The 19,365-nt window shown below is 61.3% G+C and carries 22 protein-coding genes, 1 tRNA gene and 1 pseudogene; 12 read left to right on the top strand and 12 right to left on the bottom strand.

Annotated features, from left to right (window positions below):
• Positions 1-58 precede the first annotated feature (58 nt).
• From ACJJVH_RS16545 to ACJJVH_RS16510, 8 genes are all read left to right on the top strand, one after another.
• Positions 59-667, top strand: coding sequence for a hypothetical protein (locus ACJJVH_RS16545; RefSeq protein WP_113357854.1), 609 nt, complete (start codon positions 59-61; stop codon positions 665-667).
• Between the two features lie 69 nt (positions 668-736).
• Complete coding sequence (gene rbfA, locus ACJJVH_RS16540) at positions 737-1,144, top strand: 30S ribosome-binding factor RbfA (protein WP_112795574.1); 408 nt, start codon at positions 737-739, stop codon at positions 1,142-1,144.
• 12 nt (positions 1,145-1,156) lie between these two features.
• Complete coding sequence (gene truB, locus ACJJVH_RS16535; RefSeq protein ID WP_112795575.1) at positions 1,157-2,089, top strand: tRNA pseudouridine(55) synthase TruB; 933 nt, start codon at positions 1,157-1,159, stop codon at positions 2,087-2,089.
• A gap of 93 nt (positions 2,090-2,182) precedes the next feature.
• Entirely contained in the window at positions 2,183-3,034 is an 852-nt protein-coding gene (locus ACJJVH_RS16530; protein WP_412064369.1) for an alpha/beta fold hydrolase, read from the top strand.
• Between the two features lie 153 nt (positions 3,035-3,187).
• Positions 3,188-3,457, top strand: coding sequence for a 30S ribosomal protein S15 (gene rpsO / locus ACJJVH_RS16525; protein WP_112795577.1), 270 nt, complete (start codon positions 3,188-3,190; stop codon positions 3,455-3,457).
• A gap of 324 nt (positions 3,458-3,781) precedes the next feature.
• A complete protein-coding gene (gene pnp / locus ACJJVH_RS16520; protein ID WP_112795624.1) occupies positions 3,782-5,920 on the top strand; it encodes a polyribonucleotide nucleotidyltransferase in 2,139 nt (712 codons plus the stop codon).
• Positions 5,921-6,227: 307 nt separating this feature from the next.
• Positions 6,228-7,244, top strand: coding sequence for a class I SAM-dependent methyltransferase (locus ACJJVH_RS16515; protein ID WP_412064368.1), 1,017 nt, complete (start codon positions 6,228-6,230; stop codon positions 7,242-7,244).
• Positions 7,245-7,350: 106 nt separating this feature from the next.
• Positions 7,351-7,974: a DUF1287 domain-containing protein gene (locus ACJJVH_RS16510; protein WP_412064367.1), complete on the top strand. Its 624-nt coding sequence runs from the start codon at positions 7,351-7,353 to the stop codon at positions 7,972-7,974.
• Between the two features lie 58 nt (positions 7,975-8,032).
• Here the strand turns inward: ACJJVH_RS16510 and ACJJVH_RS16505 are convergent, their stop codons facing one another.
• The 4 genes from ACJJVH_RS16505 to fabA all read right to left on the bottom strand — a co-directional run bounded on the left by ACJJVH_RS16505 (position 8,033) and on the right by fabA (position 11,290).
• Positions 8,033-8,611: a GNAT family N-acetyltransferase gene (locus ACJJVH_RS16505; protein ID WP_412064366.1), complete on the bottom strand. Its 579-nt coding sequence runs from the start codon at positions 8,609-8,611 to the stop codon at positions 8,033-8,035.
• A 75-nt stretch (positions 8,612-8,686) separates the two neighbouring features.
• The gene (fabI, locus tag ACJJVH_RS16500) at positions 8,687-9,493 is read right to left on the bottom strand and encodes an enoyl-ACP reductase FabI (protein ID WP_112795581.1); all 807 of its coding nucleotides are present in this window, start codon (positions 9,491-9,493) and stop codon (positions 8,687-8,689) included.
• A gap of 4 nt (positions 9,494-9,497) precedes the next feature.
• Positions 9,498-10,721: a beta-ketoacyl-ACP synthase I gene (gene fabB, locus ACJJVH_RS16495; protein WP_412064365.1), complete on the bottom strand. Its 1,224-nt coding sequence runs from the start codon at positions 10,719-10,721 to the stop codon at positions 9,498-9,500.
• A gap of 53 nt (positions 10,722-10,774) precedes the next feature.
• Positions 10,775-11,290, bottom strand: coding sequence for a 3-hydroxyacyl-[acyl-carrier-protein] dehydratase FabA (fabA, locus tag ACJJVH_RS16490; RefSeq protein WP_112795583.1), 516 nt, complete (start codon positions 11,288-11,290; stop codon positions 10,775-10,777).
• A gap of 297 nt (positions 11,291-11,587) precedes the next feature.
• Here fabA and irrA point away from each other — a divergent pair, with 297 nt between their 5' ends.
• Positions 11,588-12,010 (top strand): iron response transcriptional regulator IrrA, encoded by a 423-nt coding sequence (irrA, locus tag ACJJVH_RS16485; protein ID WP_112795584.1) that lies wholly within the window; start codon positions 11,588-11,590, stop codon positions 12,008-12,010.
• Between the two features lie 68 nt (positions 12,011-12,078).
• Here irrA and ACJJVH_RS16480 read toward each other — a convergent pair whose 3' ends face one another.
• The gene (locus ACJJVH_RS16480) at positions 12,079-12,714 is read right to left on the bottom strand and encodes a trimeric intracellular cation channel family protein (RefSeq protein WP_113357861.1); all 636 of its coding nucleotides are present in this window, start codon (positions 12,712-12,714) and stop codon (positions 12,079-12,081) included.
• 140 nt (positions 12,715-12,854) lie between these two features.
• On the opposite strand from ACJJVH_RS16480, the gene ACJJVH_RS16475 reads away from it, so the two are divergent.
• A complete protein-coding gene (locus ACJJVH_RS16475; RefSeq protein WP_412064364.1) occupies positions 12,855-13,334 on the top strand; it encodes a hypothetical protein in 480 nt (159 codons plus the stop codon).
• A gap of 3 nt (positions 13,335-13,337) precedes the next feature.
• On the opposite strand, the gene ACJJVH_RS16470 is transcribed toward ACJJVH_RS16475, so the two are convergent.
• The 7 genes and pseudogenes from ACJJVH_RS16470 to ACJJVH_RS16440 form a co-directional block, all read right to left on the bottom strand.
• Complete coding sequence (locus tag ACJJVH_RS16470) at positions 13,338-14,129, bottom strand: YdcF family protein (protein WP_113424074.1); 792 nt, start codon at positions 14,127-14,129, stop codon at positions 13,338-13,340.
• Between the two features lie 71 nt (positions 14,130-14,200).
• The gene (locus ACJJVH_RS16465; RefSeq protein WP_112795587.1) at positions 14,201-14,923 is read right to left on the bottom strand and encodes a YoaK family protein; all 723 of its coding nucleotides are present in this window, start codon (positions 14,921-14,923) and stop codon (positions 14,201-14,203) included.
• Positions 14,924-15,031: 108 nt separating this feature from the next.
• Positions 15,032-15,166, bottom strand: a pseudogene (locus tag ACJJVH_RS16460) (GIY-YIG nuclease family protein); the annotation flags it as partial.
• Between the two features lie 333 nt (positions 15,167-15,499).
• Positions 15,500-16,213, bottom strand: a complete 714-nt coding sequence (socB, locus tag ACJJVH_RS16455; RefSeq protein WP_412064363.1) for a type VI toxin-antitoxin system SocB family DNA replication inhibitor toxin — start codon at positions 16,211-16,213, stop codon at positions 15,500-15,502.
• On the bottom strand, positions 16,191-16,739 hold the full coding sequence (gene socA, locus ACJJVH_RS16450) for a type VI toxin-antitoxin system SocA family antitoxin (RefSeq protein ID WP_112795590.1): 549 nt from the start codon (positions 16,737-16,739) through the stop codon (positions 16,191-16,193). Before socA ends, socB begins: the two co-directional genes overlap by 23 nt.
• A 211-nt stretch (positions 16,740-16,950) precedes the next feature.
• A tRNA-Ala gene (locus ACJJVH_RS16445) sits at positions 16,951-17,026 on the bottom strand.
• A 152-nt stretch (positions 17,027-17,178) separates the two neighbouring features.
• Positions 17,179-17,559, bottom strand: coding sequence for a TIGR02300 family protein (locus ACJJVH_RS16440; protein ID WP_112795627.1), 381 nt, complete (start codon positions 17,557-17,559; stop codon positions 17,179-17,181).
• Positions 17,560-17,991: 432 nt separating this feature from the next.
• Between ACJJVH_RS16440 and ACJJVH_RS16435 the strand changes: the two genes are divergently transcribed.
• Both ACJJVH_RS16435 and cmk read left to right on the top strand, forming a co-directional pair.
• Positions 17,992-18,627, top strand: a complete 636-nt coding sequence (locus ACJJVH_RS16435) for an FMN-binding negative transcriptional regulator (protein WP_113372479.1) — start codon at positions 17,992-17,994, stop codon at positions 18,625-18,627.
• Positions 18,628-18,660: 33 nt separating this feature from the next.
• On the top strand, positions 18,661-19,293 hold the full coding sequence (gene cmk, locus ACJJVH_RS16430) for a (d)CMP kinase (protein WP_113372480.1): 633 nt from the start codon (positions 18,661-18,663) through the stop codon (positions 19,291-19,293).
• Positions 19,294-19,365: the final 72 nt, after the last annotated feature.

Raw genomic sequence — 19,365 nt, 5'->3', positions numbered from 1 at the left:
GCCGGCCAGTCCGGCGGTTTTTTATTGGAACATACCGGAAAGAGGAGGAGTTGCCGCCATGACGACAGGGGCTGAAGACGATCATCCCATCGTTGTTTCCTTCATTCGCCAGCCCGCGGAGCATGTTACCGTAATGCGTCAGGTGGGGCGGCGCCTTGCCGCTCGCCGGTCTCCGAGCGCACAAAAAGCGGCGGCGGTGCTCGTCGTGTCAGCAATCGCCGTCGGTGCCGCCCTGCCCGTCTTTTTTGATTTGCTGCGAACCTACGTGTTCATTCCTGTTTTCGATCTATCGCCATCGATCCACAGGGGAGACATGGCGATCATCTGGCTTGTGCCGACGCTGATCCTCTATGCCCTGATCCTGATCTATTTCAGGTGGCTGGCGCGGCGGCGGATGGCGATGATGCAAGCCCACATAAGGCCCGATATCCTTATCACCGTGACGATAACGCCAAAGGGCGCCACCTGGGATTCCAAGCAATCGTCGATGTGGCTCGCCTGGAGCGAAATCGTCGATATCGGTCTTCGCGACAAACGGATCGAATTCGATCTTGAAGCCTTCGCAACCTATATCCCGGTCGCTGCCTTTTCCTCCGAGGCCGAGCAACAGGCCGCATTCGCGAGGATTCTCGGCTTCTGGCGGGCCGGCCGGGCCATCCAGCCTTGACCTTTGCGCCGGATCGAGTCATGTGAGCCGCTTTATTGCGTCCAAAGGGACGCTGCTAACGGAACAACCATGACCAGACCAACCTCTTCCGCGCCTTCGCAGCGCATGCTTCGCGTCGGCGAGCAGGTGCGCGCAGCGATCACGCAGGTCCTGCAGCGCGGCGAAGTGCGCGACGACCTGATCGAGCGCACCGTGATTTCCATTTCCGAAGTGCGCATGTCGCCGGATCTGAAGATCGCTACGGCTTTCGTGACCCCGCTCGGCGTCACAGACCATAATGCCGTCATCGAGGCGCTCAATCGCCACGCGAAGTACATTCGCGGTCGCCTCGGCCCGCAGCTTCGCCAGATGAAATACATGCCGGAAGTCCGCTTCCGCGACGATACGAGCTTCGACAACTACAAGAAGATCGATGCGCTGCTGCGCTCGCCCGAGGTCAGCCGCGATCTCGAAGACGACAACGACCAAGATCAATAACAGAGACAGAGAATGTCCAAACCACGCAAGCCCAAGGGCCGCCCGATTTCGGGCTGGCTCATCCTCGACAAGCCGGTCGACTTCGGCTCCACCGAAGCCGTTTCCAAGATCAAGTGGCTGTACAAGGCCCAGAAGGCCGGCCATGCCGGCACGCTCGACCCGCTTGCATCCGGCATGCTGCCGATCGCGCTCGGCGACGCCACCAAGACCGTCCCTTATGTCATGGATGGCCGCAAGATCTATGAATTCACCGTGACCTGGGGTGAGGAACGCGCTTCCGACGACCTGGAGGGCGAGATTACCGCCACCTCCGACAAGCGTCCGGGCGAAGAAGATATTCGCGCGCTGCTGCCGAAATATACCGGCGTCATCCAGCAGATCCCGCCGCAGTTCTCCGCCATCAAGATTGCCGGCGAGCGCGCCTATGACCTTGCCCGCGAGGGCGAGACGGTCGAGATTCCGTCGCGCGAAGTCGAGATCTTCCGCCTGACGCTGCTTGCCTGCCCGGACGCCAATACGGCGCATTTCGAGGTGGAGTGCGGCAAGGGAACCTATGTCCGCGCGCTTGCCCGCGATTTCGGCCGCGACCTCGGCTGCTACGGCCATATTTCCGGCCTGCGCCGCAGCTTCGTCGCCCCCTTTGCCGAGGAGACGATGGTGCCGCTTGCCGACCTCGTGGCGCTGGAAGCGATCGAAGATGCGGACGAGCGGCTTGCTGCCCTCGATGCGTTGCTGATCGACACGGCCGAAGCCCTGTCTTCGCTGCCGCATCTCGTCATCAACGACGATCAGGCGCACCGCCTGAAGATGGGCAACCCGATCCTGGTGCGCGGGCGCGATGCGCCGGTCGCCGAAACCGAGGCCTATGCCACGGCGCGCGGCAAGCTGATCGCCATCGGCGAGATCGGCCAGGGTGAATTCCGTCCCAAGCGCGTGTTCGGCTGACCTTCCGCCAGCCGCCAAAGGCGGCTATTGCGAGGCAACAGCGATGCGATATGCTCCCTGACGGGCCATGACGGCCCGTCCAAGGGGGATAACATGCGCAGAATGACCATCGGAATAGTGGCAGTCCTTTCGTTGTTCGTCACAATGGCGAGCGCGCATTCCGCCGAGCGCTGGGCCAGCTTGCCGGCCTTTCCGCCCATGCCGCAGCCCAAGACGAGCGGTATGGCCGATGTCAACGACATCAGGATGTATTATGCCGAATACGGCGCGGGCGACCCGATCCTCTTCATCCATGGTGGCCTCGGGAATGCCGACGTCTGGGGCCATCAGGTTGCCGATTTCGCCAAGGATCACCTCGTCATCGTCGCCGACAGTCGCGGGCATGGCCGCTCGACGCGCAGCCAGCAGCCCTTCGGCTACGATCTGATGACCTCGGATTACGTTGCGCTGCTCGACTATCTGAAGATCGACAAGGTGACGCTGGTCGGGTGGTCGGATGGCGGCATCATCGGCATCGACATGGCGATGAAACATCCCGGCAAGCTGACGCGCGTGATCGCCCAGGCGGCCAACGTCACGACCGACGGCGTCAAGCCCGACGTCATGAACAACAAGACCTTCAACGACTACATCAACGTCGCCGGCGACTATTACAAGAAACTGTCGCCCACGCCGAACGAATACGACGCCTTCGTCAACCAGATCTCGCAGATGTGGGCAACGCAGCCGGCGTGGACGGCGGCCGATCTTGGAAAGATCAGCGTGCCTTTGACGCTCGCCATCGGCGACCATGACGAGGCGGTCAAGCTCGACCATACGCAGATGATGGCAAAGGAGATTCCGGGCGCGAAACTCGTCATCCTGAAGGACGCCAGTCATTTCGCCATGTTGCAGGACCCCGAGGGCTACGATGCGATGATCCGGGATGCCATGGCGGGGCGCTGAAAGCCGCTCGCGGGAGAAGCCTCTTTCCATTGCCGCTCATTTGGTTTATAGGCAGCGCCAGCATCAGGCGTGCCTGATTGCATTCGCGGCCGATGCTGGACGACATCCCGGCATTTGGCGACTTCAATCTCCTCTCATAGAAAGGACCATCCGATGTCGATCACTGCTGAGCGCAAGGCTGCGCTGATCAAGGAATATGCGACCGTCGAAGGCGACACCGGTTCTCCGGAAGTCCAGGTTGCGATCCTGACCGAGCGCATCAACAACCTCACGGAACACTTCAAGGGCCACAAGAAGGACAACCACTCCCGTCGTGGTCTCCTGACGATGGTTTCCAGCCGGCGCTCGCTTCTTGATTATCTCAAGAAGAAGGACGAAGGCCGTTATACCAAGCTGATCACCAGCCTCGGTATCCGCCGCTAACAGAATTTCCGGCGGGCGTTCTGCTGAACGTCCGCCGGATGCTTATGAAGGGTATGAACCCTTGAGACTGTTTCGCTTGCGCTTTGCATTTGCGCGATGCGAAACTGCCGGCGGGCCGGATGGGCCGGTTCTGCCAATGCCAACCGTTGACCTGTCATGGGGCAGGATTGCCGGATGCTTTCAGCCGAAGCCTCAAGCTTCGGCCGATCTTCGAAAGCCTCTCGTTGTCTTGCCCGTGATGCGTCACATTTCGTGCGGTTGAAGATGCGCCCTGCCGAATTCGTCGGCCACGGCGCCTTTTCCCGCACTGTGCAAGGACAAGATATGTTCGATATCCATACCGTTGAAATCGAGTGGGCAGGCCGCCCGCTGAAGCTGGAAACCGGCAAGATCGCCCGCCAGGCCGACGGCGCCGTCGTCGCCACCTACGGCGAGACCGTAGTGCTTGCGACGGTCGTTTCCGCCAAGGCGCCGAAGCCGGGCCAGGACTTCTTCCCGCTCACCGTCAACTATCAGGAAAAGACCTACGCCGCCGGCAAGATCCCCGGCGGTTACTTCAAGCGCGAGGGACGTCCGAGCGAAAACGAAACGCTCGTTTCCCGCCTGATCGACCGCCCGATCCGCCCGCTCTTCCCGGAAGGCTACAAGAACGACACGCAGGTCGTCGTCACCGTCATCCAGCATGACCTGGAAAACAATCCCGATATCCTGTCGATGGTCGCGACCTCCGCTGCCCTGACGCTGTCGGGCGTTCCGTTCATGGGCCCGATCGGCGGCGCCCGCGTCGGCTACATCAACGGCGAATACGTGCTCAACCCGCATCTCGACGAGATGGACGAGTCGACCCTCGACCTCGTCGTCGCCGGTACGCAGGATGCCGTCCTGATGGTCGAGTCCGAAGCCAAGGAACTGCCTGAAGACGTCATGCTCGGCGCCGTCATGTTCGGTCATCGCGGCTTCCAGCCCGTGATCGACGCGATCATCCAGCTCGCCGAAGTCGCCGCCAAGGAACCGCGCGATTTCACGCCGGAGGATTTCTCCGCGCTCGAAACCGAAATGCTCGGCCTTGCCGAAGGCGAACTGCGCGAAGCCTACAAGATCACCCAGAAGGCAGATCGCTACGCCGCCGTCGACGCCGTCAAGGCGAAGGTCAAGGCACACTTCCTCCCCGAGGAAGGCGAAGCCAAATACACGGCCGAAGAAGTCGGCGCCATCTTCAAGCACCTGCAGGCGAAGATCGTTCGCTGGAACATCCTCGACACCTCGAGCCGCATCGACGGCCGCGACCTGCAGACCGTCCGTCCGATCGTCTCGGAAGTCGGCCTGCTGCCGCGCACGCACGGCTCGGCTCTCTTCACCCGCGGTGAAACGCAGGCAATCGTCGTCGCCACGCTCGGCACCGGCGAAGACGAGCAGTATGTCGACAGCCTGACGGGCATGTACAAGGAGCGCTTCCTGCTCCATTACAACTTCCCGCCCTACTCGGTTGGCGAAACCGGCCGCATGGGTTCCCCGGGTCGCCGCGAAATCGGTCACGGCAAGCTCGCATGGCGCGCTATCCGCCCGATGCTGCCGTCGGCTGAACAGTTCCCCTACACGCTGCGCGTCGTCTCCGAGATCACCGAGTCCAACGGCTCCTCCTCGATGGCAACGGTTTGCGGCACCTCGCTGGCGCTGATGGATGCCGGCGTTCCGCTGGCCAAGCCGGTTGCCGGCATCGCCATGGGTCTGATCCTGGAAGGCGAACGCTTCGCGGTTCTTTCCGACATTCTCGGCGATGAAGACCACCTCGGCGACATGGACTTCAAGGTCGCCGGCACTGCCGACGGCATCACCTCGCTGCAGATGGACATCAAGATCGCCGGCATCACCGAAGAGATCATGAAGGTCGCCCTCAGCCAGGCACAAGGCGGTCGCACCCACATCCTCGGCGAAATGTCCAAGGCAATCACCGAAAGCCGTGGCCAGCTCGGCGAATTCGCTCCGCGCATCGAAGTCATGAACATCCCGGTCGACAAGATCCGCGAAGTCATCGGCTCCGGCGGCAAGGTCATCCGCGAAATCGTCGAAAAGACCGGCGCGAAGATCAACATCGAGGACGACGGCACCGTGAAGATCGCCTCCTCCTCCGGCAAGGAAATCGAAGCGGCCCGCAAGTGGATCCACTCGATCGTCGCCGAGCCGGAAGTCGGCCAGATCTACGAAGGCACGGTCGTCAAGACCGCCGACTTCGGCGCCTTCGTCAACTTCTTCGGCGCCCGCGACGGCCTCGTCCATATCTCGCAGCTCGCTTCCGAGCGCGTTGCCAAGACGCAGGACGTCGTCAAGGAAGGCGACAAGGTCTGGGTCAAGCTGCTCGGCTTCGACGAGCGCGGCAAGGTTCGCCTGTCCATGAAGGTCGTCGACCAGGCGACCGGCCAGGAAATCGTCGCCGAGAAGAAGAAGGACGACGCGGCCGAATAAGCCCCGCCTTCATCCAAGTTCCGGGGCGCGGGATTCGTTTCCGCGCCCCTTTTATATTGATGCCGTCGGCCGCCCCTGCTGAAACTGCGTGCCCGGCCCCTCACCCTAGCCCTCTCCCCACACGCGGGGAGAGGGGATAACGATTGTGCTCGATAACAGCCCTTCCTACCAAGAGACATGTTGTCTTGCTCCGTCGTCCCCTCTCCCCGTTCCAACGGGGAGAGGGTTAGGGTGAGGGGCAAGTACCGGATAAGACGGTGGCACGGATCCGACGAACGAAACCCACCCCCATGACGAGATCACGCCCATGAGCCGCGACGCCCTGAAGACCCTGTTTCATCCCTTTGCCTCCGGCACCGTAGACGCGCCCGGCGAGGGCGAGCGGATCCTGTTTCTCGGCGCCGAGGCCGGCTTTGCGCTGCCTGATGGTTTTGCCGCCGAGCTTTCCGCCGTCCAGGGCTTCCGCCCCTTCTATCGCCAGCTGCAGGCCCAGCGCATCAACGTGACGCCGGAAATCGAAGGCGGTGACTATGACGGCGCGCTCGTGCTCTGCGGAAAGCACAAGGGCGAGAACGAAGACCATATCGCGGAGGCGCTGGCGCGGGTGAAGGAAGGCGGCCTCATCCTCGTTGCCGGCGGCAAGGAAGACGGCATCCAGCCGCTGCGCAAGCGCATCGAAGGCTTCGGCCTCGCGATCGAGCACATGCCGAAATATCACGGCGTCGCCTTCTGGTTTGCGCGCCCTGCCGACATCGAAGCATTGACGGCCCAGCTCGCAAAGCCGGCGACGCGCGTCGATGGTCGGTTCGTCACGGCGCCCGGCATGTTCTCCCACGACCGGATCGATGCCGGCTCCGAGCTGCTCGCGTCGCGCCTGCCGACGGATTTTTCCGGCGATGCCGCCGACTTCGGCGCCGGCTGGGGCTATCTCTCCGTCGAAATCGCGACGAAATCGCCGAGAATCGAGCGTATCGACCTCTACGAGGCTCACTACGGCGCACTGGAGGCCGCCCGCGCCAATCTGCTGGCAAACTGCCCGAAAGTCGCCCAGCGCTTCTTCTGGCACGATCTCGCGAGCGAGCCGGTCAAGGACAAGTACGACCTGATCGTGATGAACCCGCCCTTCCATGAGGGCCATGCCGCCGAGCCCTCGCTCGGACAGGCGATGATCAAGATGGCCGCTTCGGCGCTGCGGGGCGGCGGGCGGCTGATGCTGGTCGCCAATCGCGGCCTGCCCTACGAGCCGGTGCTGGCCGAAAACTTCAAGGAATTCGGCGAGACCTGCCGCAACGCCCGCTACAAGGTGCTCTGGGCGAAGAAGTAAGACCGGAGCCGCGGCGGCCCCGACCTCAATTAAGCCACTGTCATATCCTCCCCTCCCGCTTCACTGCATCTTCGAAGCCGTGGGGATCATGACGCGAATTATGGGAATGACGCGCAGGAGCCTGCTTCAGTCCGGACTTCTCGCGCTCGCCTCGGCATTTCCCGCGGTGCGCCGTGCCGAGGCGAAACCTGGCTGGCAGTCTGCGTTGGTCGCCGCCGCGCGCAGCCAGATCGGCGTCACGACGCTCTATGATCCCGCCTATGTCCGGATCGCCTATCCGGGCGGCGACGTGCCGCCCGAGCGTGGCGTCTGTGCCGACGTCGTCATCCGCGCCTATCGCAGCGCCTTCGGCCTCGACCTGCAGAAGCTGGTGCATCAGGACATGACCACGCATTTCTCCGGATATCCGCAGGCGTGGAGCCTCAAGAGACCCGACAGCAACATCGACCATCGGCGCGTCCTCAATCTGGCCGCCTATTTCAGCCGCAGGGGAACGGCGATGCCGGTGAGCGACGATATCGGCCAATATCAGCCGGGCGATCTCGTCACGCAGCTTTTGCCGGGCAATCTGCCCCATATCCTCATCGTTTCCTCCGGCATGTCGGGCGAGGCTGCGGGCTGTCCGCTGGTGATCCAGAATATCGGCGCGGGCGCAAGGGAGGACGACACGCTGTTTGCCTACCCAAGGACCGGGCATTTCCGCTTCGCGCCGGAGGCGGCAGCCTCTTGAGCGGGCATCCCCGGCAAGATGACCTGCTCCCCGAGCCTTTTCTCCTATCTCGCGGAGATCAATGCGTCCGATTCGGCACTCTTACAGCCCATTCGCGGCTCAGGACGGCGTAGACACATTCGTCGCCCCAGACGCCATTGAAGCGATCGCTTTCGATCAAAAGCGCCTCGCGACGCAAACCGAGCCGTTCGACAACACCAACGGAGCCGGCGTTCTTCGCATCCAGCCGCGCGAAGATCCGGTGAAAGCCGAATTTCTCGAAACCGAGGGTGATGATGGCCGCGGCTGCTTCGGTGGCGTATCCCTTTCCGGCATGGGCGGGGCTGAAGATATAGCCGACCTCGGCTTGCCGTGCGGCCTTGTTTGCGAATGTCAGGCTGACATCTCCCACCAAAGCATCATCCTCTCGCCGAACGGCGGCACACAGCAGCGTATCGCCGTCTTCGCGGAAAGGTGAATCGAGGCGGGCATCGAAACGCTCCCTCATCGCTTCAGGCGAAGGAGGATCACGGTACAGGAAACGATAGATTTCCGGCAGGGAGCGATAGGCGCTATAGGCGGCGAAATCCTCTGGCATGAAGCGGCGGAGGATGAGGCGATCGGTCGATGCGAGGGGTTTTGCGTCTTTCGACATCATCGGGAATCCTCTGCAAGGATAGCCGGAAATGTCGTCCTCGCGGCCACGAACCGAGAGGACGATTGGGATCAGGGCCTACTCGGCGTCGGCGCTCGACAGCGTTTCCAGCGTCGGCATCGAGGTGATGTTGTAGCCGGCATCAACGAAGTGGATTTCGCCGGTCACGCCGGCCGACAGGTCCGACAGCAGATAGAGCGAAGAGGAGCCGACCTGGTCGATGGTGACCGACTTGCGCAGCGGCGCGTTGCGCTGGTTCCACGACAGGATGGCGCGGGCATCGGAAATGCCGGCACCGGCCAGCGTGCGGATCGGACCGGCGGAAACCGCATTGACGCGGATGCCACGCGGGCCGTAATCGGCAGCGAGATAGCGAACGGACGCCTCGAGCGCCGCCTTGGCCACTCCCATGACGTTGTAGTTCGGGATCACGCGCGTCGAGCCGTTATAGGTCAGCGTCAGCATGCTGCCGCCTTCGGTCATCAGCTCGGCCGCACGGTTGGCGATCTCGGTGAAGGAGAAGCAGGAAATCACCATGGTACGGGTGAAATTCTCCCGCGTGGTGTTGGCATAAAGCCCTTTCAGCTCGTTCTTGTCGGAAAAGCCGATGGCATGGACGATGAAGTCCAGCTTGCCCCAGCGCTCCTTGATCGCGGCGAAGACGGCATCGACGGAAGCCAGATCCTCGACGTCGCACGGCAGAAGGAAATCCGAGCCGACTTCGGCTGCCAGCGGCTTGACGCGCTTGCCGAGCGCCTCGCCCTGAAACGTGAAAGCCAGTTCCGCGCCTTCGGCCGCCAGCGCCTTCGAAATACCCCAGGCAATCGAGTGATTGTTTGCGACGCCCATGATGAGCCCGCGCTTACCCTGCATGATTCCCGTCATTGCCTTATCCGTTGTAGCGCTGGAATACGAGCGTGGCGTTGGTGCCGCCGAAGCCGAAGGAGTTCGAAAGAGCGATGTCGAACTTGGCGTTGTCGATACGCTTGCGCACGATCGGCACGCCTTCGAATTCCGGATCGAGTTCGGTGATATGGGCGCTTTCGCCGATGAAGCGCTCCTGCATCATCAGGATCGAATAGATCGACTCCTGCACGCCCGCCGCCCCGAGCGAATGGCCCGTCAGCGACTTGGTCGACTGGATCGGCGGGATCTTGTCGCCGAAGACCTCGCGAATCGCGCCGATTTCCTTGCTGTCGCCCACCGGCGTCGAGGTGCCGTGCGTATTGATGTAGTCGATATCGCCCTTCACCGTGGAAAGCGCCTGGCGCATGCAGCGCGCGGCGCCTTCGCCGGACGGCGCGACCATGTCGTAGCCGTCCGAGGTGGCACCGTAGCCGACGATCTCGGCATAGACCTTGGCGCCGCGAGCCTTGGCATGCTCGAGCTCTTCCAGCACCAGCACGCCGGCGCCGCCGGCGATGACGAAACCATCGCGCTTGGCGTCATAGGCGCGCGAGGCGGTTTCCGGATGGTTTTCGTTGAAGTCGGACGACATGGCGCCCATGGCATCGAAGAGGTTCGACATCGTCCAGTCGAGATCTTCGTGGCCGCCGGCGAACATGACGTCCTGCTTGCCCCACTGGATCATTTCAGCCGCATTGCCGATGCAATGCGCCGAGGTCGAGCAGGCGGACGAGATCGAATAGTTGACGCCGTGGATCTTGAACCAGGTCGCAAGCGTTGCCGACGCGGTCGAGGACATCGACTTCGGCACGGCGAAGGGACCGATGCGCTTCGGGCTGTTGTTCTTGCGGGTGATGTCGGCCGCTTCGATCAGCGTGCGGGTCGACGGGCCGCCGGAGCCCATGATGATGCCGGTGCGCTCGTTGGTGATATCGCCGTCCTCGAGGCCGCTGTCGGCGATCGCCTGCTTCATGGCGACGTGGTTCCAGGCGCCGCCCTGCGACAGGAAGCGCATGGCGCGGCGATCCACCATATCGGTCGTATCGATGTTGGGCGAACCCCAGACCTGGCACTTGAAGCCATGCTCGGCGAAATCGGGGGAGAAAGAAATGCCGGATTTGGCTTCGCGCAGCGAGGCGGTCACTTCTTGAGCATTGTTTCCAATCGAGGAGACAATACCCAGACCCGTAACAACTACCCGTCTCATATCGATGACCTTTTCTAAAACGTCTGTCTTGGTGGAGGCGGCGGCGCCGCGGTTCAGGCGACCTTGTCCTTCGACAGGCCCACACGCAGGTCCGTCGCCTGATAGATGGTTTCACCGTCGGCCTTCAGCCAGCCGTCGGCGGTGCCGAGGACGAGGCGGCCGCGCATGACGCGCTTGAAGTCGATGCCGTATTCGAGAAGCTTCGTGTCCGGACGAATCATGCCCTTGAACTTCACCTCGCCTGTCGAAAGCGCCATGCCGCGGCCGGGCTCGCCGAGCCAGCCGAGGAAGAAGCCGGTGAGCTGCCACATGCCGTCGAGGCCGAGGCATCCCGGCATGATAGGGTTGCCGGCGAAATGACACGGGAAGTACCAGTCATCGGGGCGCACGTCGTATTCGGCGCGGATGAAGCCCTTGTCGAAGGCGCCGCCGGTTTCCGAAATTTCTGTAATGCGATGGACCATCAGCATCGGCGGCAGGGGAAGCTGCGCGTTGCCCGGGCCGAACAGTTCGCCGCGGCCGCAAGCCAGGATTTCCTCGTAATTGAAGCTGGGCTGTCTCGTCGTCATAAAAATTCCGTTTCCCCCACATGAATGCCGATGGATGTGAAGCTTTAGTGCAAGATGGACAGAAAATGAAGCGAAAGCATCACGCTCTCATTCATCCGTTCGATCGAATGCACTAGCTGTTATGTGGTGGTCGCATACAGGAACGCCAGAGCCGCGACCAGAGCGAAATGCGCCAAAAGCCCGTTTTTTGCGGCTTTTGAGCACCTTCCCACTGCATGGAAACTATTGAAAGCAATCAAGGCAAAAGTTATATGGCTTAGTAAAGAATTATAGAGCTCAGGAATCCGGAGTCCCTGAATGGCGGAAGAGGCCGAAATCGCGATCGAAAGCAGGCTGCGCAATGTGGGCCTGAGGCCGACCCGACAGCGGATCGCGCTGGGGGATCTTCTTTTCGCCAAGGGCGACCGCCATCTGACCGTGGAAGAGCTTCACGAGGAAGCCGTTGCCGCCGGTGTCCCCGTTTCGCTCGCGACCGTCTACAACACGCTGCATCAGTTCACCGAGGCTGGCCTGATCCGCGTGCTCGCCGTCGAGAGCACCAAGACCTATTTCGACACCAACGTCTCCGACCACCATCACTTTTTCGTGGAAGGCCATAACGAGGTGCTGGATATCCCCATCAGCAACCTGACGATCGGCAATCTACCCGAACCGCCCAAGGGCATGGAAATCGCCCATGTCGACGTGGTGATCCGCCTGCGCCGCAAGCAGCGGCAATAGGCAGCGGCAGCAGAATTGTTTCCCGGGCGTTTGCTATTGCCCTATTGCCCGATACCCATTGCCTCCAATTACATCACATCATCCGGATGCCGGCCTGGCTTGTGGCGATAGGTCGGAAAGGTCCAGCCGAACCAGAGCGCGCCGCCGCGCACCGCGAAGGCCGCCGCCACGCCCAATCCCGCCGACACATAGAGCGGCAGCATCGTCGCATTGGCGGCGGTGAAGACGCCTGCGCCGACGAGCGAGGCCGTCACGTAGATTTCCGGCCGCAGCAGCACCGAGGGCTGGTTCGCGAGCAGATCGCGCAGGATGCCGCCGAACGTCGCCGTCAGCGCGCCGGTGACGATGGCGACCGTGGGGGAGCCCGTCGCCGCCATGCCCTTGGCCGCCCCCATGACGCAATAGGCCGACAATCCGACCGCATCGAGCCACAGAAGCAGCCGGTAGCGCGATTCGAACAGATGCGCGGTGAAGAAGAACAGCACGCCGACCGCAGCGCAGATGATGATATAGGTCGGGTTCAGCACCCAGAAGACCGGCACCCGGCCCAGGACGATATCGCGAAGCGTGCCGCCTCCGATGCCGGTGACAGCGGCCAGGAACAGGAAGCCGATCAGATCGAGCTGCTTGCGCGAAGCCGCGAGCGCACCGGTTGCGGCAAAAAGGGCGACGCCGGTATAATCAAGAAACGACAGAAGCGACATCGAAAACTCCAACGGGGCGCCGGCGATTTTTCCGGAATGAATCACGACGGCAAGGGCCGCGCAAGCAGGCGCGTGCAAAGATATCGCAGCGGTTACGGCGACCATCGTGGCCGCAACGGCACTTCGAAGAGGAATCCCCCTTGAAATCCCTGCTGATCGTCATCCTGAACCTCGTCGCATTCGTCATCATGCCCGTTTCGGCCGTGGCGCAGCAATCGGTCCTGCAGGACCCCGTGGCTTTCGAAAAGGATCACTTCACCAAGAGCTGCGACGGCCCCGTAAGCTTCGGCGACAAGTTCGCGACCGAACAGGACGTCAACAACGACAAGCTGACCGATATCGTCATCAATGAGGGCGAGATCACCTGCAAGGGCGAAAAAGGGCCCTACTGCACCGATGAGGGCTGCCCTTACAATTTCTACGTCCAGGTGGCGGAAGGCGGCTATCTGCTGATCGCCACGGCGCAGATCTACGGCTACGATTTCATCCAGCGCTTCGGCAACATGGTGCTGGTCATGAAAATGCATCCGCGCTTCTGCGACCGCAAGGATGGCGAGGATCCCTGCGAGATCACCGTCAGGGTCCGTGGCACGAAGTTCGTCACCATATCGAAGAAATAGGCCTCACGGCGCCGGATACAGCGCCGAGGTGCGGCCGACCGCGTAATATCCGACCAGGCCGACCCATTCGCGCACGCCCGTCGCCAGCAGCTGCGCATTGCGCGACGGCTGCGTGAAATCGAAACCGAGCTTTTCCTTGCCGGTGCTGCGATAATCGACCGGCCAGGGCACGACATCGATGCCCTGCTTGCGGAAGATGCCCATCGAGCGCGGCATATGGAAACCGGAGGTGATGAGCAGGCAATCCGAAAGCCCGTTCCGTGCCAGCAGCTCCTTCGTATTGACCGCGTTCTCGAACGTGGTGCGCGAGGTCGTGTCCTCGACCATGCGGCTCGTCGGGATGCCGAGCGCGGTGAAGAAGCGCTCCGAGATGACGGCGTCGCCCTCATAGGTGCCGCCGATCGAGCCGTCGCCGCCCGAGATCAGGATACGCGCCTGCGGGTATTTCTGCGCCAGCCGCAATGCTTCGATCAGCCGATCGCCGGCCGAATCGAGCTCGTAGCCGCCGCGCGCGGTCGCCACCTCGTTCTGCGTGGCGCCGCCGAGAACGATCATGCATTTGAGATCGGCGGGATCGGCCGCAGGATGCGGAAAACGCTCTTCCAGCCCCTGGACGATATAGGAACCCGCCGTCGTATAGAGCGCGACGAACAGGATGAGTGTCGCCAGCAGCGACGAGGCTGCGGAGATGGCGCGCCAGCGCAGGAGAGCCGCAATGAACGCCAGGAGCACGAAGAGAAACGCCAGCGACAGCGGCTGACCGAAAATCCAGACAAGTTTCGAAAAAACGAACACGGCACATCCTTACGCTTGTCGGCAAAACGATTCGTCTTTTCTCCTAGCAGATTTTGTGCGCTGCAATGTGGCTATTTCGATCGTCGCGCCATCGGGGCCGCCATCATCAGGCGCTGGCTGAAGCGGCGCTGCAGCGGGCGCGGAATGAAAAGCGTGGCCAATGCCAGGACGAGCGCAACCATCGACACCAGCCAGAGCGCGTGGGCGCCGAGCGCATTGGCGAGAAGCGCGCCGATGACGGCACCGACGATCATGCCGCTCCAGGGCACGATCTGCACCGTCCAGGCGAAGTCCCGATCCCCCAGCAGGAAGCGGCCGACACCGCGACCGAATCGCGAGAGCGCTCCGGTTACATAGGTCAGGCCGATCGGCAGGCCTTCGATGTGTTCGACGGTGGCGTTGACCAGGCCCATGGCAAGCACCACCAGATAGAACTGCACCAGAATGAGCGGCGGCTCCGCAAAGCCCGCGGCGGCGGCAAGAAGAGCGCTGACGCAGGCCAGCACCACGAAAGCCCGCCTGTCGGCCGCATGCGCGATGACGATGCCGAGCGCATTGCCGGCAATGAATGTCAGGATGGCGGAAAAGAGCACCGCTGCGTGGCCGAAATCACCCGTTCCCAGAGCAATCGCCGCCCGCGTCGTATTGCCCGTCATGAAGGACACGAAATTGCCCGTCAGCATCAGGCCGACGGCATCCGTCATGCCGGCCAGAAAGGAAATGGAAGCGACGAGCATCAATCCCGTCACCGTGCGGCGGGTCTTGATGAGACGGCGGCGGCGTTGTCTGGTCATGGGGCGAATCGAGGTGTGTTACGGAGGGTTGGAGGGTAGCATGAACTCGGGGAGCATGCGGAGTATTACGGTGCTTGTAGGAAATGGGAAGCCTTCCTGAGGGGGCAGCTACAATCTCTTTTTCACAAAGGCCCGCCCCGACCCGGATTTGAGATATTTTTCGAATGCGAATGCCTGCGCCTCATCGGAAAACGCAATGTAGGTCTTTATCGACCAAGGGGCATATTTCGACGTGTGGGATATCCGTTGCTTCGCTCGTTGTATTCACGGTGCCGGTGTTGGCGTACGGCTGGTTGCTGAAGCATGTGAGCCGAATTTTCGCTCAGAACCTTTTGATCGCTTCTGATGCTGAGCACAGAAGGGTGATGGCCATAACATTCTTGGGTCTGGCCAAGCGGAAGTCTGTTGGCATTGCGGAACAAGATAGAGCGCTTATTCTCAACGCGCTTTTCCGGCCTGCGCCTATTAGCCCACAAGAGGAGGGCCCGCCTCTGGGGCTGCTAGAGTTCATAAAAAAGTAGAGTACTTAGATGGCGGGCGATGCGCCTCTGCTACGAGCGTGCCTGACCGTCTTCATTAAATGAACCCACCGTTTGCTGTGCCCTTGCGCCGTGTCTCAGCGGTTCGCTCTTCGTAGACTTCAGCCCAGATGCGGTAGGTATTCGCCACCATGCTCTCTAGCTCTTCAAGCGAATACAGCGTCACACCTTTATCACCGTAGAGCCGCGCCGTACGCCCGCCGTCATCGTCAACGCCAAAGCGAACAATCCCGAGGTTGACCCCAGCAAAGTCATCGTCCGCAGCACGAATGCGTTCATGCATCACGGAGAATGCAAAGCGCCGTCCCGCCTTGGTAAGCCCTTTGGTGCGCCTTGGGTCGATGAATAAAGAGTAAGGCATACCGTCAATGGCGAACACGGAGGGAAGCCAGAAGTTTACCTTGCGGCCAATGCCCATCGCCATCGGGAAAAAGTCATGGTGCCGGCCCGCGATGTTGTGTTGTGCAGCAAACTCGTGGAGCGCTTTCGCAATCTGCTCATTGCTCTTGAACTCGTCGCCCGACTTGCAGGACCGAATCAACCGCTCCCGGATTTTCTCAAAGGGCGTAGGGGACGCATCGCCAAACATTGCTGGCTGAACATTGAAGATATCAGCAAAGCATGCGCGAACGTGTTTGTAGGAGAAGGTAGAAAATCCCGTCTTCATCTTCCACAACTGCGCTCGTTGCACCTCATCAGGCAGTGGAGCAAGCCGCGCCAAGTCGGTGTCAGGCAAAAGGGGTGTCGTCAAGAGGTTCTCCAGATAGTGGTTCTGGACCGACTGAGACCTTATGGTGACGGAATCGGTCTGCAATCACACTATCCGAGATTCTCATCCCGAACGCAACTCCCGCCCGCCCCTGCTCCACGACATACCACCATGGAGAGTCCTTGGCGTGGGACAAGTCGACAAGACGACCTGTAGGCAAAGAGCCGTATGAGGCTAGAACACGCCGAATGAGATCCACGATCCGGCTGTCTTTAACGTCTTCGATGGGGCGACGCTCCCCAGTCAGGGGGTCTTGGCCGGTCGCGCGGAACTGAATGGCTTCGCGGCCCGCCTGCTTAAATGAGCGATAGACGGTAGGATGGACAGGACCATACTGCCATGCCTCAAAATATCCCGAGACGAGAGGCGATTTGGTTTGGATAAGATGGATGCCGTGGGAGAAATATAGGAGCTTTTGGAGTTGAATGTGCCCCAGCCCCAAGTCAATCCTGCCCGCCTCATCTAGCATGAGGTTGGCAACAGCTCTGGGGTCATATCCGGCGCTCATAACATTGCGCTCTTCATCTCCAATTTGTGAAGGCAGCCTAGAATGGATTCCCAGCCGCCGCGAATCACAAGTTACTAACGGGTGGTTTCTCGAAGCTTAATCTCCAGAAACGCGTGGGTACTCGCCATGGGTACTTTCTTGGGTACTCAACCAGACAGCCATACGGCACATCCATTTGATTATATTATGGAATTTTTATCGAAGGAGAATTTGGTGGAGCTAAGCGGGATCGAACCGCTGACCTCTTGCATGCCATGCAAGCGCTCTCCCAGCTGAGCTATAGCCCCATCAAGGTGGTGCCGTGTGACCGGCCCTGGGTCCCTTCCGAGCGCTTCGCCCGTCGGGGTGGCGGCTTATTACTTGTGGTTTTCACAGATAGCAAGCCGAAAAATTCGGCCCGGGAAATTTTTCTTGCTTACCGGGCCGACTTGTCCGCAGATCAGACGTCGTCGTCGTCGCCGGTGACGCCGATGATGTCGCTCATGTCGTCATCGTCTTCATCTTCGTCGGCTTCGAGGAAGGTATCGTCGTCGTCATCGCCGATTTCGACATCGTCATCGCCGATATCCGGAATATCGTCGCCGGCGGCAGCCTCGTCGGCATCCTCGAGCGACACCAGTTCGACTTCGGTGTTTTCGGTATCGACCTCGGCCACTTCGTCTTCTTCCGGAACTTCCTTGGAAGCAGAGGTTTCTTCAAAGAAGGACAAGGGCCAGGATTTGCCGGTATAGGGCGAGATCACCGGATCCCGGTTCAAGTCGTAGAATTTCTTGCCGGTATCGGGATCGGTACGTTTCGTTCCAAGTTCCGCTTTCGCCACTGTCAAAGCCTCATGAATGGCCGAATGAAAATTCGGCAATGCCGGGGAAGCCGGCGTTTTAAGGGAAATATCAGCCGGTCCCCTTAATCGTTGCGGCCGTTTCTGTCAAAGCTAAACTTCATGCCGCTTCGCACGCGGTTTGCGCGCATTGCGGGACGACCGGTCGGCAGACCCGTGCCGGCGAGCCGGGATGAACCGCAGGACATAAGGCGAAGGGTATCGCAGCCGGCCGCAGAATGCGGCAGGAATACCCGCATCCAGCCGCGACACGCCGCTCGAACGAACGGAGCCGCGGGCTTTCCGGATTTTCTGCTATTTTGCTATGATGACAAGATTGGGTGCGACGATCGAAGCCAGGAGTTGCTAGATCGCGCATCGGCCATTCGAAGTCCTGCAAGGGTCCGGGGATGGCGGCAACAACGGATCGAAGCCATGTATCAGCCCCCACATCACCGCGAAGACGATCTCGGCACGCAGCACCGGCTGATCCGCGCGCATCCGCTGGGAATGCTCATCACCGCGGGCGGCGGCGGGCTGATCGCCAACGCGGTGCCGTTTCATCTCAATGCGGAACTTTCGCCCAAGGGCACCCTGCAGGCGCATCTTGCCAGGGCGAACGGCCAGTGGAAGGAGATCGCGGCGGGAGCGCCGGTGCTCGTCGTCTTCCAGGGCGCCGACACCTACATCACGCCATCATGGTATGCGACGAAGCGGGAGACCGGCAAGGTGGTGCCGACCTGGAACTATGCGATCGTGCAGGTCCGCGGAAGCGCGCGCACGATCGAGGATCCCGCCTGGCTGCGCACGCAGATCGGGGCGCTGACGGGAGAAAACGAAAGCGACCGTGCGCAGCCCTGGGCGGTGGAGGACGCGCCGCCGGACTTCATCGCGGCCCAGATGAAAGGCATTGTCGGCATCGAAATCGACATCGAAACGATTGACGGCAAGTGGAAGGTGAGCCAGAACCGGCCGCTCGCCGACCGGCAGGGCGTGGCCGAGGGGCTTGCGGCGATCGATCGCAGCGAAGCAGCCGAGATGGCCGATCTGGTGCGCTGCTACGGCAAGTAGAGCAGGAAATACAGGGTAGGGACGAAAGAAGACATGATCATCGCCATCGACGGACCTGCGGCTGCCGGCAAGGGAACTCTGGCACGCCGGATCGCCGAAACCTACGGTTTTCATCATCTCGACACCGGCCTCACCTATCGCGCGACCGCCAAGGCCCTGCTCGATGCCGGACTGCCGCTGGACGACGAAGCCGTGGCCGAAGGCATGGCGCTCAGGGTCGACCTTGCCGGGCTCGACCGGACCGTTCTGTCGAGGCACGAGATCGGCGAGGCCGCATCGAAGATCGCCGTCATGCCGGCCGTGCGCCGGGCACTGGTCGAGGCGCAGCGCCGCTTTGCCGAAAAGACGCCGGGCACGGTGCTCGACGGCCGCGACATCGGCACCGTCGTCTGCCCCGGCGCGCCGGTGAAGCTCTATGTGACGGCTTCGGCCGAAGTCCGCGCCAGACGCCGCTACGAAGAGATCGTCGAGGCCGGGGGCAGCGCCGATTACGATGCCATTTTCGAGGATGTGAAGCGGCGCGACGAGCGCGATATGGGCCGCACCGACAGCCCGCTGAAACCCGCCGAAGACGCGTACTTGCTAGATACCTCAGAAATGAGTATAGAAGCGGCGTTTCAGACGGCGAAATCGATCATCGACGCCGCTCTGAGCCGAAATGCCTGAAAATATGAGCGGCTTTCGCGCGCTTCCGCGCCCGAAACCGCCGATTTCAATAGCCTGACATTCCGTCCAAGC

This window comes from Rhizobium sp. SYY.PMSO (genome assembly GCF_046840415.1).
Taxonomy (GTDB): domain Bacteria; phylum Pseudomonadota; class Alphaproteobacteria; order Rhizobiales; family Rhizobiaceae; genus Rhizobium.
This window is presented reverse-complemented; position numbering and strand designations above follow the sequence as displayed.